At 29.1% G+C, this 14,796-nt stretch carries 16 protein-coding genes; 9 read left to right on the top strand and 7 right to left on the bottom strand.

Annotated elements, in window-relative coordinates:
• Positions 1–15: 15 nt before the first annotated feature.
• On the bottom strand, positions 16–768 hold the full coding sequence (locus MAGA_RS01060; protein ID WP_013021862.1) for a PP2C family protein-serine/threonine phosphatase: 753 nt from the start codon (positions 766–768) through the stop codon (positions 16–18).
• A gap of 5 nt (positions 769–773) precedes the next feature.
• Positions 774–1,361 (bottom strand): guanylate kinase, encoded by a 588-nt coding sequence (gene gmk, locus MAGA_RS01055; RefSeq protein WP_013021861.1) that lies wholly within the window; start codon positions 1,359–1,361, stop codon positions 774–776.
• Positions 1,362–1,684: 323 nt separating this feature from the next.
• Here gmk and secG point away from each other — a divergent pair, with 323 nt between their 5' ends.
• The 7 genes from secG (at position 1,685) to MAGA_RS01020 (ending at position 8,145) form a co-directional block, all read left to right on the top strand.
• Positions 1,685–1,927 carry a preprotein translocase subunit SecG gene (gene secG, locus MAGA_RS01050; protein ID WP_004024372.1) on the top strand — a complete coding sequence of 81 codons (243 nt, stop codon included), beginning with the start codon at positions 1,685–1,687 and terminating at the stop codon, positions 1,925–1,927.
• Between the two features lie 2 nt (positions 1,928–1,929).
• Entirely contained in the window at positions 1,930–4,119 is a 2,190-nt protein-coding gene (gene rnr / locus MAGA_RS01045) for a ribonuclease R (protein WP_013021859.1), read from the top strand.
• Positions 4,120–4,139: 20 nt separating this feature from the next.
• Positions 4,140–4,925 (top strand): tRNA1(Val) (adenine(37)-N6)-methyltransferase, encoded by a 786-nt coding sequence (locus MAGA_RS01040; RefSeq protein WP_013021858.1) that lies wholly within the window; start codon positions 4,140–4,142, stop codon positions 4,923–4,925.
• A 3-nt stretch (positions 4,926–4,928) separates the two neighbouring features.
• The gene (gene metG / locus MAGA_RS01035) at positions 4,929–6,521 is read left to right on the top strand and encodes a methionine--tRNA ligase (RefSeq protein WP_013021857.1); all 1,593 of its coding nucleotides are present in this window, start codon (positions 4,929–4,931) and stop codon (positions 6,519–6,521) included.
• The gene (locus tag MAGA_RS01030; RefSeq protein WP_013021856.1) at positions 6,502–6,786 is read left to right on the top strand and encodes an antibiotic biosynthesis monooxygenase; all 285 of its coding nucleotides are present in this window, start codon (positions 6,502–6,504) and stop codon (positions 6,784–6,786) included. The genes metG and MAGA_RS01030 overlap by 20 nt, the downstream gene beginning before the upstream one ends.
• 68 nt (positions 6,787–6,854) lie before the next feature.
• Positions 6,855–7,919 carry a signal recognition particle-docking protein FtsY gene (ftsY, locus tag MAGA_RS01025; RefSeq protein WP_013021855.1) on the top strand — a complete coding sequence of 355 codons (1,065 nt, stop codon included), beginning with the start codon at positions 6,855–6,857 and terminating at the stop codon, positions 7,917–7,919.
• Positions 7,909–8,145 (top strand): sigma factor-like helix-turn-helix DNA-binding protein, encoded by a 237-nt coding sequence (locus tag MAGA_RS01020; RefSeq protein WP_013021854.1) that lies wholly within the window; start codon positions 7,909–7,911, stop codon positions 8,143–8,145. The genes ftsY and MAGA_RS01020 overlap by 11 nt, the downstream gene beginning before the upstream one ends.
• 40 nt (positions 8,146–8,185) lie before the next feature.
• Here the strand turns inward: MAGA_RS01020 and tpx are convergent, their stop codons facing one another.
• The gene (gene tpx, locus MAGA_RS01015; protein ID WP_013021853.1) at positions 8,186–8,671 is read right to left on the bottom strand and encodes a thiol peroxidase; all 486 of its coding nucleotides are present in this window, start codon (positions 8,669–8,671) and stop codon (positions 8,186–8,188) included.
• A gap of 474 nt (positions 8,672–9,145) precedes the next feature.
• On the opposite strand from tpx, the gene rpmG reads away from it, so the two are divergent.
• Entirely contained in the window at positions 9,146–9,298 is a 153-nt protein-coding gene (rpmG, locus tag MAGA_RS01010) for a 50S ribosomal protein L33 (protein WP_004024364.1), read from the top strand.
• A 57-nt stretch (positions 9,299–9,355) separates the two neighbouring features.
• Here the strand turns inward: rpmG and MAGA_RS01005 are convergent, their stop codons facing one another.
• From MAGA_RS01005 to MAGA_RS00990, 4 genes are all read right to left on the bottom strand, one after another.
• Positions 9,356–10,054: an MAG2000 family lipoprotein gene (locus MAGA_RS01005; RefSeq protein WP_013021852.1), complete on the bottom strand. Its 699-nt coding sequence runs from the start codon at positions 10,052–10,054 to the stop codon at positions 9,356–9,358.
• Positions 10,055–10,171: 117 nt separating this feature from the next.
• Positions 10,172–10,507, bottom strand: a complete 336-nt coding sequence (gene hinT, locus MAGA_RS01000; RefSeq protein WP_004024362.1) for a histidine triad protein HinT — start codon at positions 10,505–10,507, stop codon at positions 10,172–10,174.
• A 1-nt stretch (position 10,508) separates the two neighbouring features.
• Complete coding sequence (locus MAGA_RS00995; protein ID WP_013021851.1) at positions 10,509–11,894, bottom strand: HinT-interacting membrane complex lipoprotein P60; 1,386 nt, start codon at positions 11,892–11,894, stop codon at positions 10,509–10,511.
• Between the two features lie 11 nt (positions 11,895–11,905).
• Positions 11,906–14,053: a HinT-interacting membrane complex protein P80 gene (locus MAGA_RS00990; protein WP_013021850.1), complete on the bottom strand. Its 2,148-nt coding sequence runs from the start codon at positions 14,051–14,053 to the stop codon at positions 11,906–11,908.
• Between the two features lie 111 nt (positions 14,054–14,164).
• Between MAGA_RS00990 and MAGA_RS00985 the strand changes: the two genes are divergently transcribed.
• Entirely contained in the window at positions 14,165–14,746 is a 582-nt protein-coding gene (locus tag MAGA_RS00985) for a hypothetical protein (protein WP_226876323.1), read from the top strand.
• The last annotated feature ends 50 nt before the right edge of the window (positions 14,747–14,796 follow it).

The raw sequence follows: 14,796 nt of genomic DNA, 5'->3' as shown, positions 1-14,796 counted from the left end.
CTCCTGATTTTTACTTTAATTTAATGTAACCATAATGCATGATGCATTATCATTTGAATTATTTTTTAAAGCAAAGTCGACAATGTTATCACATCACTCCTGTGCATTTTTAAACCTTAGTGCCATGTTTTCCATTACATTTCGTGATGCAAAATTATGTGTGCCATCGCTAGTTGCAATAACAGCACTAACACGTTTATAATCATCAGGAAAAACTGTTGAAATGTCTAGTCTAGTTTTTTTAGTTGGCCCTAAAGCTGATGTTAGTGATGCACGGTTAATACTTTTTTTAGCTTCATGCTCTGGAACACCATTAGAAATTAACTGATTTAAGTAATTATGATCGACAGTTACTTGCGTAATTTGGTTTGAATTATCTAAGATATAAGTGCGTGAATCGCCTATGTTAAAAATTAGAATAAATTTCTCTTTAGAATTGACCAAAGCCCCTGTAACTGTGGTTCCCATATCTAATTTAGCTTCATCGCGATCGCCAATTTTAATCATCTCTTTTTTGCAAGCTTTAATTGCTTCTCTTATTCATTTTATGTATGAATCAATGGCGCTATCATCAGAATTAGGAAAATTATTATCAAAATGCTGCTTAAACACTTTAATAGTTGTGCTTGAGGCAATTGCACCCCCATAATGGCCGCCCATGCCATCACATAAAAGTAAAACTGTGCAATTTTCATTAGTTAAAATTGCAACAGCATCTTGATTTTCGAGTCGTTTTGTTCCTTTTTCACTAACTCTGCCAAAATTCATAAATTTTATATTTCTTCCTTTATTATTTGAGTAACTCTCTTGGCAGCTAATTCAGCATCATCATTGACAATTTTGTACTTAAATAAATGCTGATCATTAATTTCGTCTATAGCTTTTTGCATTCTGATATTTATAGCTTCTTTATTTTCAGTATTTCTGTTTAAGATTCTATTTTTTAATTCAGTAACTGAAGGAGGTAGGATAAAAAAAGTAATTACTTTGTATCTATCATTAACCTCTTTTTTACTTAGTATTTGCTTTGCACCATTTGTTTCAATTTCCAAAAATGGAACTTTATTTAAATTATGAATTCTGTCGATTTCAGCATACAAGGTGCCATAGTAATTTTCAAAGTGATAACTGTATTCTAAAAAGGCATTTTCATTAATTTTTTTCTCAAAGTCTTCTTTACTAATGAAAAAATAATGTACTCCTTCTACTTCTCCAGCTCTAGGCTTTCTGGTTGTGGCAGAACAAGCTAAGTGCAATCTTAGCTCTTTGTTATCAAATAAATACTTTTCAATAGTACCTTTACCAACACCACTAGGCCCTGCAAAGATAATAATTGGCTTCTTGTTTATGCTTTCTGTCATAGTTATATTTATTATATTAATTTATTGAAAATATATTAGCATTAATTTAGAAACTAAACTAGGAAAATGAAAGTTAGCATTCTTTTACAAAAGACATTTAGTCATAAATTTCCTAAAAATCTTGTTTCATAGGCTTTTTAGAAAATATATGCACCATAAAAATACTTTTTAATTAGCCTTATATTCTGTTTAAGTTTACCTAAATTATCAAGACAAAAACCAAAATCAAAAAAGAATCATAAGCTATTAGAATATAAAAAGGCTAAGAAAAGTAAAAGTAATATATAATATAAAATAATTTATTAAACCAGGAGAATAAGAAAATGGATGTTAAAGCAATTTTGTCAATTATCTTAGTCATTATTTCAGCTGGTATTTTAGTAATTTCACTGCTTATGTCGCCAGATTCTAATGCTTTTTCTGGTGCTTTAGTTGGCTCAGGTGACTTAGAGTTATTTAAAACTTCAAAAGAGAGAGGATTTAAGAAAGTTCTCAAATGATCAATGGTTTCTTTGGGGCTTATCCTCTTAGTGATTTCGATTGTTTGTTGAGCTTTAGTTAAATAAATATGATTAATGAGACAGTAATAATAAATACAATCAAAGAAAATCCGCACATAAATACAAATGCTTTATTAAGGAAGTTAAATATTAGTCCCAGACACAGCAAGATTTTGACCAATATGCTTATAAATCTGTCTTCTAGGGATTTAATTGCTTTTGACAAAAGAGATTCATCATATGTAGCATTAAGAAAAATAAACACAATTCAAGGGGTAATTCATTTTGCTTCTGAGGGTAAGTGTGCTTTTGTTGATGTTGAAGAATTAAGTAAAAATGGAACCAAAAGTTCTTATTTTGTTTCTAGCAACAATTTTAATACAGCGCTTAATAATGACATTGTTGAAGCTGATGTTTTTGAGCCTATAAGCCCTGACAACAATAGAACTTTTGCTAAAGTTAAAAAAATCATAGAGCGTCGTTGCAAAACATTAATTGGTGTTTTAGACAATGTTAATGGTTTTGTTACATTCAAGCCAATTGAGCCTATTTATAAAAATACTAGTTTTAGAATAAAAAATATTGCTAATGAAGCTAGAGTTTTAGATGTTGTAGTTGCTGAAATTATTAACTATGAAAACAGAAATAAAGAAATAAACATAATCAAAAGAATAACAGATGTTAATGATCCTATGGCTTATGTTAAGTCATTAGAAGAAGCTAGAAATGTGCCGAGGGAATTTCCTGCTGAAGTTAATGAATATATTCAAAAATTTATTCCTGAAAATATAAAAAATGAAGACTTAAGCATGCGTACTGACTTAAGAAATGACCTAGTTGTAACTATTGATGGCTCTAGTACAAAAGACTTTGACGATGCTATAAGCGTAGTAAAAATTGACGAAAACACCTATGAATTAGGAGTGCACATTGCTGATGTTGCTTACTATGTTAAAGAAAATACTCCTTTGGATGATGAAGCCTTAAAAAGAGGAACCAGCATTTATCTATTAAATGAAGTTGTACCAATGCTTCCCTTTAAATTATCTAATGGCATATGTTCATTAAATCCAAATGAGGAAAGATTAACTATTAGCTGCATAACTAAAATTAATAAATTAGGTCAAAGCATTGAAACTAAAATTGTGCCTTCAGTTATAAAGTCTAAATATAGACTTACTTATGAAAGAGTCAATGAATTTATTAACGAATCTAAAGACTTTGAAGATAAAGAGCTTAATAAAATGCTAAAAAATGCTTATGAGCTTTCACAAATTATAAGAGAGTTTAAAAACAAGCAAGGTTATATTGATTTTGAAATTCAAGAGCCACATATTGAGCTTGATTCTGATGGTCGTGTTTTAGACATCAGCGTCGAAAAAACAGGCGAATCGGAAAAAATGATTGAAGATTTCATGGTTAGAGCTAACGAAGAAGTTGCTAAGTTTATAACAAACTCTAAGTTGCCTATGATGTACCGGATCCATGAAGTGCCTAGCGAAGAGAAAATAGAGTACTTTTTAGATGTTTTAAAGTCACTTAAAATTAATGTTTCATTAAACAGAAAGCATATTACTCCTTTAACATTTCAAAAAGTTATAAATCAAATTAACAGCCAGCGCAGTGATGAATTTTTGAAAATGCTTTTTTTAAGAACAATGCAAAAAGCGGTTTACTCACCTGATAATATTGGCCACTTTGGCCTAGCTAGTGAATATTATTGCCACTTCACTAGCCCAATTAGAAGATATCCTGATGTTATTGTTCACAGAATCTTATGAGACTTTGTTTTTAAAAAACAATTAAATAAAGTTGATGAATTTGCTGCTAATTTACAAAAAATAGCTGCTATGAACTCAGCTAGTGAAGAAAATGCAGTGCAATTAGAACGAGATGTAAATGATCTTAAGTTTGCTGAATATTTTAAAAGCAGAATTAATAGTGAGTTTGAAGGCCAAGTTTTTGGCATTACTAAATTTGGAATGTTTATTCAGTTTGATAACAAAACTGATGCAATGGTGCACATAAGCAATATTGGCGATGGTGATTTTGAAGCTAATGAACAAATGACCAAGTTATATAGCAAAATTGATCCCAAAAAAGCCTATAAATTAGGTCAAACGGTCAGAGTTGTTATAACAAATGCAGATGAAACAACTGGTAAAATTGATTGTGTTTTAACTCAAGACTATCAAACCTATTTAAGAAACAAAGTTTCTAAAAACTTTAATCATCAAAAAGGCTTTAATAAACGTTAAATACTATAAAACAGGCATTTATGAAACATAAACAAGCTAAATTAGTTAAAAATTCATTAGGCTTTGATAGCAATTTATATGTTTATCAAGACAAAGAAATGTTTAATTATTCTGTTGATACAATAATGCTTGGAAACTTCGTTTTCTTAAATCACAAAATCAAAAGAATGCTAGAAATAGGTACAAATAATGGGGCACTGAGCATTTTTATTTCTGAAAGAAGTAAAAATTTAAAAATTGATGCAATCGAAATTCAAGAAAAAGCTGCAAAGCTAGCTACCGATAATGTTATTATAAATAACAAACAAGAGCAAATTAATGTAATTCAAGCTGATTTTAATGACTTTTACAAAGAACATACAAAGTTAGTTAAACCTAAATATGAAGCAATTGTGTGCAATCCTCCTTTTTATGTTTATGACAAAAGCAAAATATCAAAGAAAATTAGTGAAGAAGTCTTAATTGCTACTCACGAAGTTAAGCTAAATTTAGAACAAATAATTTCTGGAAGCGCCAAAATTATTGAGCAAAAAGGCTATTTAACACTTGTTATTCCTGCCGAAAGATTAGTTGATTGCTTCTGCTTGATGCGCCAGTATAAATTTGAGCCTAAAAGAGTGCAATTTATGATACCACGAGTTTATGATAAGCCAAAATTAGTTTTAGTTGAAGCTAGATATCAAGCTGGCTGAGGCATTCATTTTTTACCAAATTTATACCTGCATGATCCTAACGATCCACTTAATCATGATTATTTACCTGAAATTAAAAATCTTTATAAACCTATAAAGGTTAATATGGAGTAATTTATGAAAAAAACATTTTATATTACTACACCCATTTACTACACCTCTGGTCCGTTGCACATTGGTCATCTTTATTGCACCACAGTTGCTTGAATATTTGCTAACTATAAAAAAATCTTAGGTTACGATGTTAAGTTTTTAACTGGAAGTGACGAGCATGGCCAAAAAATAGAGCAAAAAGCTGCTGCTGCTAATAAAGATCCGCAAACATATGTTGATGAATTAGTTGATTCATATAAAAAAATGTGACAAAGATACAACATAAATTATGACTATTTTAGTCGTACAAGTGATCCTAAACATATGAAAATGGTCCAATCAATTTTTACTAAATTTTTAGAACTGGGGTTTATTTACAAAGGTAAATATGATGGTTTATATTCAGTTAATGATGAAGAGTTTTTAACTAAAAATCAAGCTGTATTAAAAGATGGAGAATACTATCATCCTGTTAGCGGCCATAAATTAATTTTAATGAGTGAAGAGAGCTACTTTTTCAAAATGAAAGAGTTTCAAAACTGGTGATTAAAAGAAGTAGAAAATAATCCTCAGTGACTTTTGCCAGCTAAAATGACTAATGAAATGATTACAAATTTTGTTTCTGAAGGCCTTGAAGATCTTTCAGTTACTAGAACTAATATTAACTGGGGAATAAAAACTAATGAAGATCCTAAACACACTCTTTATGTTTGATTAGATGCGCTTTTTAATTATGTTAGTGCTTTAGATTTTGATTTAGAAAATCCAAGTGATGAATATTTAAAATACTGGCAAAATGGTGATGAAATTGTGCACATAATTGGTAAGGAAATTTCGCGTTTTCACTTTATTTACTGAACTATTTTTACAAAAGCTTTAGGAATTAAAATCCCTACCAAAATTTATGCTCATGGTCTTTTAAGAGATAAAGACGGCAGAAAAATGTCTAAGTCATTAAACAATGTCATTGAGCCTGAATATTTATTTAGTAAATATGATGATGAAATGATTAAATATTATTTTGCTTCAGCAATTTCTTTTGGTGAAGATGGTAATTTTAGCGAGGATAAACTTATTGACATTGTTAATTCTGAGTTAGTTAATAACTATGGTAATTTAGTTTCTAGAACAGTCAAAATGATTAGCAATTCTTTCCCAGAAGGGCTAATTTACAGGCAAAGCAGTAAAATTGAACATTTAGAAATAGAAGAAAAAATTAACTCATTTTCGTCTAAATTCATTGAGCTTATGGATGAGTTTAAATTAGATAAAGCGCTTGAGTACTCAATGAATCTTTCTGATGCATTAAATAAATACATTGATATACTTAAACCTTGAACCTTGACTGCGCATGAACATAAAGAAGAGTTAGAAAACATTTTAGTTAGACTGCTAAATGGCATTTATGCAGTTTCTTGAAGCTTGCAAATTGTTATGCCTAATAAAATTGCTGAAGTAGCTAAAGCTTTAAATGTTAGCTCATTTGAATTAGGTAATATTAGCAACTTTTCAAAATTTGATGGAGTTAAAACTGCTGATAAATTTATTCTATATAATAGAATTAAAAAAATAGTTATCCAGCATGGTGGAAGGAAAAATGATTCACATAATTTATAAAGAAATGGTAATTAGGCAAGAATCTAAAGAAAGATTTGCTTACTTGATTAGAAACTGAAATGATTTTGTTAAAAAACAAGAATTAAATCTTTCTTTTGACTTATGCTGAAAAAACGAAAACACACTTGTTGTAATCGAAAGATGAAGCACAGCAGCAGCATACAATAATTTTTTAAAGCTTGATGAAGCTAAATTAATCAATAAAGAATTAGAAAAATTTATTGACTACAATGCTAAAGTTGAAAGACTTAATGTCAATGTTTAATGCTATAAACTATGTTTATAGTTTTTTTATTTTTTAGTTAGTAGGATATTTTTATATAAAATTGAATTATGGGATTTTTTAGTTATTTAAAAGACAAATTATTTGGTTGAAAAAAGAAGTCTAAAGAAGAAAAATTGGCGCAAAAGCAAGCTGAATTAGAGAAAAAAGAGCAAGAAGAGCTTTTGCGTTCGCAAAAGTTAGAAAAGTACCAAGCTGGATTAAGCAAGTCAAGCTCGCTTGGTGCAAAATTACTGGATCTTTCAAACAAATACAAAAAAATTGACGAAGAGTACTTTGATGAATTAGAAGAAATTTTAATAATGAGCGATATAAGTGCTAAGCTAGTGTATGCAATTATTACTCATATTAAAAATGAAGTTAAAATCAGAGAGCTAACTAACACTAAAGATATTGGCGAGCTAATAGCTGACCAAATGTTTGTTGTTTATACCAATAAAAGTGTTGTTGATACAACGCTTAATGTTGAGGATGAAAGACTAAATATCTTAATATTTATTGGTGTTAATGGCAGCGGCAAAACAACTAGCATTGCTAAAGTTGCACACAAATACATAAAAGAAGGCAAGAAAGTTTTAATTGCTGCTGCTGATACTTTTAGAGCAGGAGCAGTTGATCAAATTGCTATATGATCTGAGCGTGTTGGAGCTGATATTGTTAAACCTATAAAAGAAGGTGCTGATCCAGCGAGCGTTGTTTATAGTGCTTTAGAGAAAGCTAAAGCTGAAAATTATGACTTATTGTTAATCGATACAGCTGGCAGATTGCAAAATAAAATTAACTTAATGAATGAGCTTAAAAAAATGTACTCAATTATTAATAAATTCCAAGAAGACGCACCACATGAGTGTTTACTAGTGCTTGATGCAACTACTGGGCAAAATGGTGTAAGCCAGGCCAAAGCATTTAGTGAAGTTGCTAATCCTACTGGCATAATCTTAACTAAAATGGATGGTACTTCAAAAGGTGGGATTGTTTTATCAATTAAGGATGAATTTAACATAAATGTTAAATATCTAGGTCTAGGTGAAGGACTAGATGATCTTCAAGAATTTGACTTAGATAATTTCATTTACGAAATGACCAAGGATTTAATTGACAAAAATGAAGAATAGTTTCATTAATGACATTAAAAATATTGAACATCTTTGCTCTCTTTTTGAAAAATACGAAGGATTATTAACTCAAACCCAAAAACAAGCCTTTAGACTTTATTTCTATGAAAATCTTTCATATGCTGAAATAGCTAAAATCACAGCCACAACAAGAACTGCAGCTTATGATAGCGTGCATAAGGCCATCAATAATCTAAAAAAAATTGAATCTAAAACTAGTGAATAAAAAATGAACCTGCTCTGGTTCATTTTTTGACTGCTGTGCCTTATTTAAAGTACTTTAGGGAAGCTTCATAGTTAGGTTCATTTGAAACAACTGGAACGTATTCAACATATTCAACTTTATTGTTTTCATCTAAAACAAATACTGCTCTAGTTAGTAAGCCAACACCTTCTAATAATGTTTGTGTTTTCTTGCCAAAATCATTGTGTCTAAATTCGCTAACTAATTTAACTTTTTTATTATCCTTTGCAACACATCAACGATTTTGTGCAAAAGGTGTGTCATATGATACAACCACTACTTCATATTCTTTGTCTTTGAAATAGTTCATAAATTTAGTTGCTTCAATGTCGCAAGTTCCTGTGTCAATTGATGGAACTGATAAAACTAATTTTTTACCTTTTGGTAATGAATAAAATTCAAAATCATTTAATTCACTGTCCACAGCTTTAAAGTTAGGAAATACATCTCCAACTTTAACTTCATTACCTAAAAGGTTTACATCCATATTTGCAAATGATACTTTCATAATTCTCCAATCAATGCTAAGAAATATAATAATTATATATTATGCTCAATAAATTATTTTAATGGGGTTATATTTCCATAGTAGCAAATTAATTGTGCAAATGATTAAGTTATATATCTTTCTCTTATGACTGGTTGCTTATTTTATGAAGGTGGTAACTTTAGGTTTGTTTTATTGAAAGCCTGAAATTTATATATAAGTGCTTGCTTCCTTCTCATTTTGTTAATGAGTATTTTTCAGTGAGAATCACACAAAAGTAAAAAAATGGAAAAGTAGTGCTTTTTCCCAAAATATTTCGCTGTAATTAGTAAGTTAGAATAAGCATTATATTAATCACAAAAATGCCTTGCTTACTGCTAAATTACATTTTGTTAATATTTGCCTTAAAATATATGCATTTTTTGATTTTTTTATATAATATGTAAATATTAGTTAGGCAATACACATATAAGTTAAATAAAACGGAGATTTATAATGCCAAGAGATGGATTTACATTATTTTGTACTGATTGCAAAATGGAAAATTACATTAGCAAAAAGAACAAAAAAAACACACCAGAAAAAGTAGAATTAAAGAAATTCTGTGCAAGATGCAATGCTAGCACTCTTCACAAGGAAAAGAAATAATCTTTTTATTTAACTCTACATTTTCATTAAAAATAAAATGCCGCTTTTCGGCATTTTTTATGTTCTTTGTGTTGTTTCATTAGCTTTTAGTAAAACAGATAAATTATTTTTATTGTTTTCAATAATTTCTCTAGTTAAATGATAGTGGTTGGCAGAAATTGTTTTTAGTTTGCCTTTGAATTGCACTACATATCCATTAGAATCGCCAATAACTTCATAAATTCTTTGATCATCGCTGTGCTCTATTCTAAAATGTGCAGTTGTTGAGCCATTAGCATTATCAATAAATTGATTAATAATCAGTTTTAATTTATTTTTGCTTTTAATGCTGCCATTATCTACAATTTTAACTAAATCACGAGATCATAAATACTCGTTTGTAAAATCGCTTAAACTTACTGGTTGTTTGCCTAAAACAATTGTTTCATAGGTTTCTTTGTAAATATTTTGATATCCAGGAATTTTTTTGGTTTCTTCTTTTTCAAAGAAATCTTTAATAATTTGAGCCTCTTTATTTAACTCATCTTGACTAGGATATACGATTGTAAATTCACCATCTTTAAGCGGTTTTTGTTTAAGCTCAGACTCTAACTCTTCACTATTTACAGCTCCATAATTAGCAAATCTTAAGTCTAAATCTTTAATTCCTAGCCTAAATTCTACAATGTTATCACTATCAGGAGTACACTTAGCAGCCACAACTATGGGAGCTAGTGACGCAAATGAAGATATTAATAATATTTTTCTTTTATTCATTATTTCTCATTTCTACATTATGAATAAATATACCAAAAAATTGGAAACTGAGTGCTAAGAAAATATCTAAATCAATATAAAAATAATTCTTCGCCGAAGAATTATTTGACTAATTTATTAGTTGTCTTTGCTTTTTTCTTTATATGGAATTACATGCACATGTGTGTGGAAAATGCTTTGGTCAGCACTTTTACCTGTGTTAATTAGAATCTTAAAGCCAGCAATTCCTTTGTCTAATACTTCTTGCTTACCTAATTTTCTAGCAGTATTAATCAAATGTGCAGCAGTGAAGTCATCAGCTTCAGTGATGTTTTTGCTCTTAACTCTAGGCACAACTAGGAAATGTCCTGGTTGAATAGGAAATTTGTCATAAAAAGCAACACAAACATCATCTTCATAGAAGATTTTTCCTTCTTCTTCACCACTAATTATTTTTAAAAATAAATCATCCATATTATTTTTCTACCCATACCTTGTCTTTTAATTGTTCATAAAGAGGAGTAATTTCTTTATTAACTTTAATTTTAACACCTAAATGAGCAAATGCTTCAATTGCCTTTTCTAAAAGGTTTTTTGCATCTTTTCCATAAAATAAGTAAGCTAATTTATTTAAGTTTCCTTTATAAATAGAATCTTCAAATGATAATACTTCTACTTCTTTTAATTTAGATTCTTCAACACTCTTTTTAGTATAGTCTTCTTTAGTTCTTAGTTTAACTTTTTTACCAACAGGCACAATTTGGTTTATGTATGAAACAATTGACTTGCCGTCTTTGTCTTTGACATTAACTGATGAGCTTTTCGATTTTAAATCATTAAAGCTAAATAAAATAGAGTTTAAAGCATCATAAACGCCATAAGTTCCAGAGCCTTTATTTCTTCTTTTATTATCTGTTTCATCTCAGTTAAGACCATAAGTTCCAGGATCTTTTTGAATGCCGGCATAGCCTTGAAGTTCTTTGTCTTCAGTGTTTGTAGTGATTATTTCTCACTCTTTAGCTTTCTTTTCAGCTTCAGCAGAGTCTTTGAAAAATGCATTGAAGTCTTCTTTGTTTGAAATAGTGTTCTTTATTTCTTTTCTAGTAAAAATGTCATTAGAAGTTGTTTTATCATCAAAGGTTCTGTTTCATAATTGAATGTATTTGTTTTCAAATGCGTATTTGACTAAATTATAGTGTTTTAGGTCAAATTTAGCATCCTTACCATCAACATAGTATTCAAACTTTTGGTCTTTAGATTTTTCTTTGTCTTTCTTACCAACATTAGCAATATTATTTGCTATTGTTTGTAATTTCTCTAAGTCAGAAATTTCAAAGTAAGCTTTAACTAAAAGCATATTGTTAATTTCTTTTCTTATGCCAGTTTTATCTTCCATTCATATTTTGATGAAGTCTGCAGGATTTGTCTCTCCAGGGAAATTCTTTGTGCTAATTCAGTCAAACGGATTAGTCTTGAAAACGTCATTCTTTTTTCACTCTAATGACTTTTCAACAAAATAATATTCATTTTTAGAAAGCTGATCTAAAGCAAATATTTTGTATGCTTCATATGAGTCTTTAAATAATGGAGAATTTTGATTTTGAAACTCTTTTTCAAAATTTTTCTTTCAGCTATTAGCATCATGTTGTTTTGCAGGTTTAAGGTTATAAATGTAGCTTAGAGCAAAGTTGTTTCAAATTTCTTCTAATTCTGCTACTCTTTTATTTTCCTTAAGATCTTTTTGTTGATTTAGTCTTTCAGTTGTTTCAACATCATTCCCACATTTAGCACTAATAACAGCAACTGAAGGAATAGTTAATAAACTTAATGATGATAGTAATTTTTTGCTTATTTTCTTCATTATTCCTCCAATTATTTAGCCTCTAGGTTAAATTGCTTTTTTAGATATTCTAATACAAGTGAAGCAGCTGTTTTGTCTTTGTTGTATTTAAAGTAAGCTTTGCCATCTTTCATTTCAAGCAGTTCGTCATAGTTATTTTTTGCTCTGTTTTCGATTCAAGTTGAAGCATCTTTAGAAAGCTTGATAAAGTTTGAAATTTTGTCAAATTGAATAGCTGCTGTTGAGGCTGTAATTAAGTCAGTTATAGCAGAATCATTGTATTTAACATTTTCTAACTTTTTACCACTTTTATCAAAGGCAAAGTTATTGTTTTGAGTTTTTAGGTATTGCTTAAACTCATTATCTTGAAGCATTTTTAGAATATATTCATTTCTTGAAAGCTGCTTGTTAAGCTTTTGCAAGGCGTTATATCTAACACCTAATTGTTTTTCATATTTACGGTTTAAAATGAAGTCATTTTTGATCATTTTAATTAAATCGTCTCTTTTGATTTCATCGCCAAAAATTAACAACTTGAATCCTTCAGGAGAAAGTATACCTGTTACGTTTTTTGCGCTTCCATTGCCATCAAACTTAACTTTATAAACTGTTTGTATCTTTTCCTTGTCTTCAAATATTTCGGCAAATTTTTTAAGTATGTTGTCTTCAAAAACCTTTTCTGTTAAGCCTTTACTTTGCGATTCATTAATATCAGTGAAAAATTTTTCTAATTTTGTGTTATATTCAGCAGCTTTATCATTATCCATAGTCGTGCCTGAACTTGTTGATGAGCCTGATGAGCCATTGGTCCCATTATTATTCATAAGCTTATCAATTGCTTCTTTTATTTCTTGAAGTTTCTTAAATAAATCAATTTCTTTAGGATTGCTATTAGTGCCACCATTTCCAGTTGCATTTTCCCCAAACAACAATTTAGGGTTGCTTGCTAGGAATTTTTGGAAATTATCACCAGTTACCAACTCTGAAATTGATGTAAGGCCAGAAGTTCCTCAGTTTTTCTTAATTTCTTCCTTGCTAGTTGAGAAAGTGTTAAGCACTGATGAATATTGAATAGCATCATTTGGAAGAATGTTAGTTCCATTTTTGTCAACCACAGACTTTATATAATGATCAAATGAATTAAATTTCTCTTTCACTACATTAAATCCTTCGGTAACTTTGTTTAAACCAAATGTACCATTCTTAGCATAAAATAGGTATCTAAGGAAAATGTTTTTGTCAATATTTCATTTTTCATTCTTCTTGGCAGGAGCAATACCAGGAAGTGTGAATTCACTAATAATTCTTGGCTTTTCATTTGCAATATACGATTCAATAAAAGGATCAATTGACTTATATGAATCTTTGAAAACAAAACTATCAGTTGCTAATGCTAATTTAGATTTATCATCTAGCTCAATGAACTTTTTATCTTTGCCATTAGTATGTCATCAACTAAAAACATTTTTCCCACTTTTATCTTTTCTTTCAATTTCATCTTTTTTAGAATCACCATTAGCTAGTCTAAAACGACGTAAAGCATCTGATTTAATGCCTTCAAAAACTTTATTTTCAACTGCTTCATCAATGTTTTTAGCACCATTGTATTTTTCCACTAAGTGCTTGTTAAATTCAGTTTGTCAGTTAGCTGTACCAAATTGAAGCTTCATATTGTTTTCAATATCAACTAATTCATTTTTGAATTTAGTTTTAAGCTCATCCAAGGTTGGTAAACGGAAAGAATTGTTGTCTTTTTCATCGCTTCTTTTAGATTCGTTTCATTTCTTTTGATACTCAGCTGATGCCTTTTGCTCTTGGTCATAAAGGTAGTAAAGAATGATTTTATCAATCTCTTTTAGCTTATCTTCTGATGAAGAAATATTGTGATTTTGGTAAATATCCTTAAACTCTCCAAAGTTTAAGTCTAAGTTAAAATCACCAATTTTGGCACTAGCTACATTAGTATTTTGAGCATATCCATCAATAAAATTCTTTTTAGTTGAATTAATCACAAGTGGAACAGTAATACCAGTAGCAACAGCAGCAACTAAAAGTGAAGAAGTTGTTGCTATTTTTCAACTTCTGCTTTTTTTGCTTTTTCCTGTTGTTTTATTTTTGTTTTCTTGCTCAGCATTTTTTTGCAAAAGACGCTCGAAAAATGGTGTTTTTTTCTTTCCCATAAGTGCTCCTAGGTACTATATATAAATATATAATATTATTAATCTTAAACTAAAATTTGTAAAAAAATAAATTAGTAATATTATATTATGATTTTTCTATAATTTATGCAAATGATAGTCAAAACAACTGCAATAGAAATACTAAAAGAATTACAAAAAATACTAGATTTAGAAAAAATAAATTACTCACTTGGGCTAGCTAATTATTATGAATATAAAAATGAGCCTGAGTTGTTTTTGATTAATGATGTTGAAGTGTGTTTATGACACACAGATTTTTATGCCTTGCTTAAAAAATATCCAAATCAATTTGTTTTGCCCGAAAATCTTGCTTATAAGTCACTAGCACCTTATTATAAGTTTTTAGGTTCAAGTATCAAAATAAACATTATTGTTGGCACAAATAATGAGAAAATAAACTACTGATATAAGTTTAAAAACTATAAACGTTTAATTTACTGAGGAAACAGCAAAAAACACTGACTTTACTATCTTCTTGGCTCAAAAACACAAAGAATTTCCTTGCATGATTTAGTTAATTCTTTAGTGCATGAAAGATATACAAAATTTATTATTTTGAACTCTGAAATTGATAAATTTAAAGTTTTTGATAATCTTAATTTTAACAAAAGATTTTTTGTAACTGAAAAAGGAGTCACAGTGCCATTTTTTGAGCCTTTTAAAGCCTTGTAACTCTGTTTTATAGGCTTTTTAGGCAAATTTTTTCATTTTAAAAAGTAAAC

The sequence above is a fragment of the Mycoplasmopsis agalactiae genome (genome assembly GCF_000089865.1).
Taxonomy (GTDB): Bacteria; Bacillota_I; Bacilli_A; order Mycoplasmatales; family Metamycoplasmataceae; genus Mycoplasmopsis; species Mycoplasmopsis agalactiae_B.
The sequence above is the reverse complement of the archived record's forward strand: the minus strand, read 5'-3'. Positions and strand labels throughout refer to the sequence as shown.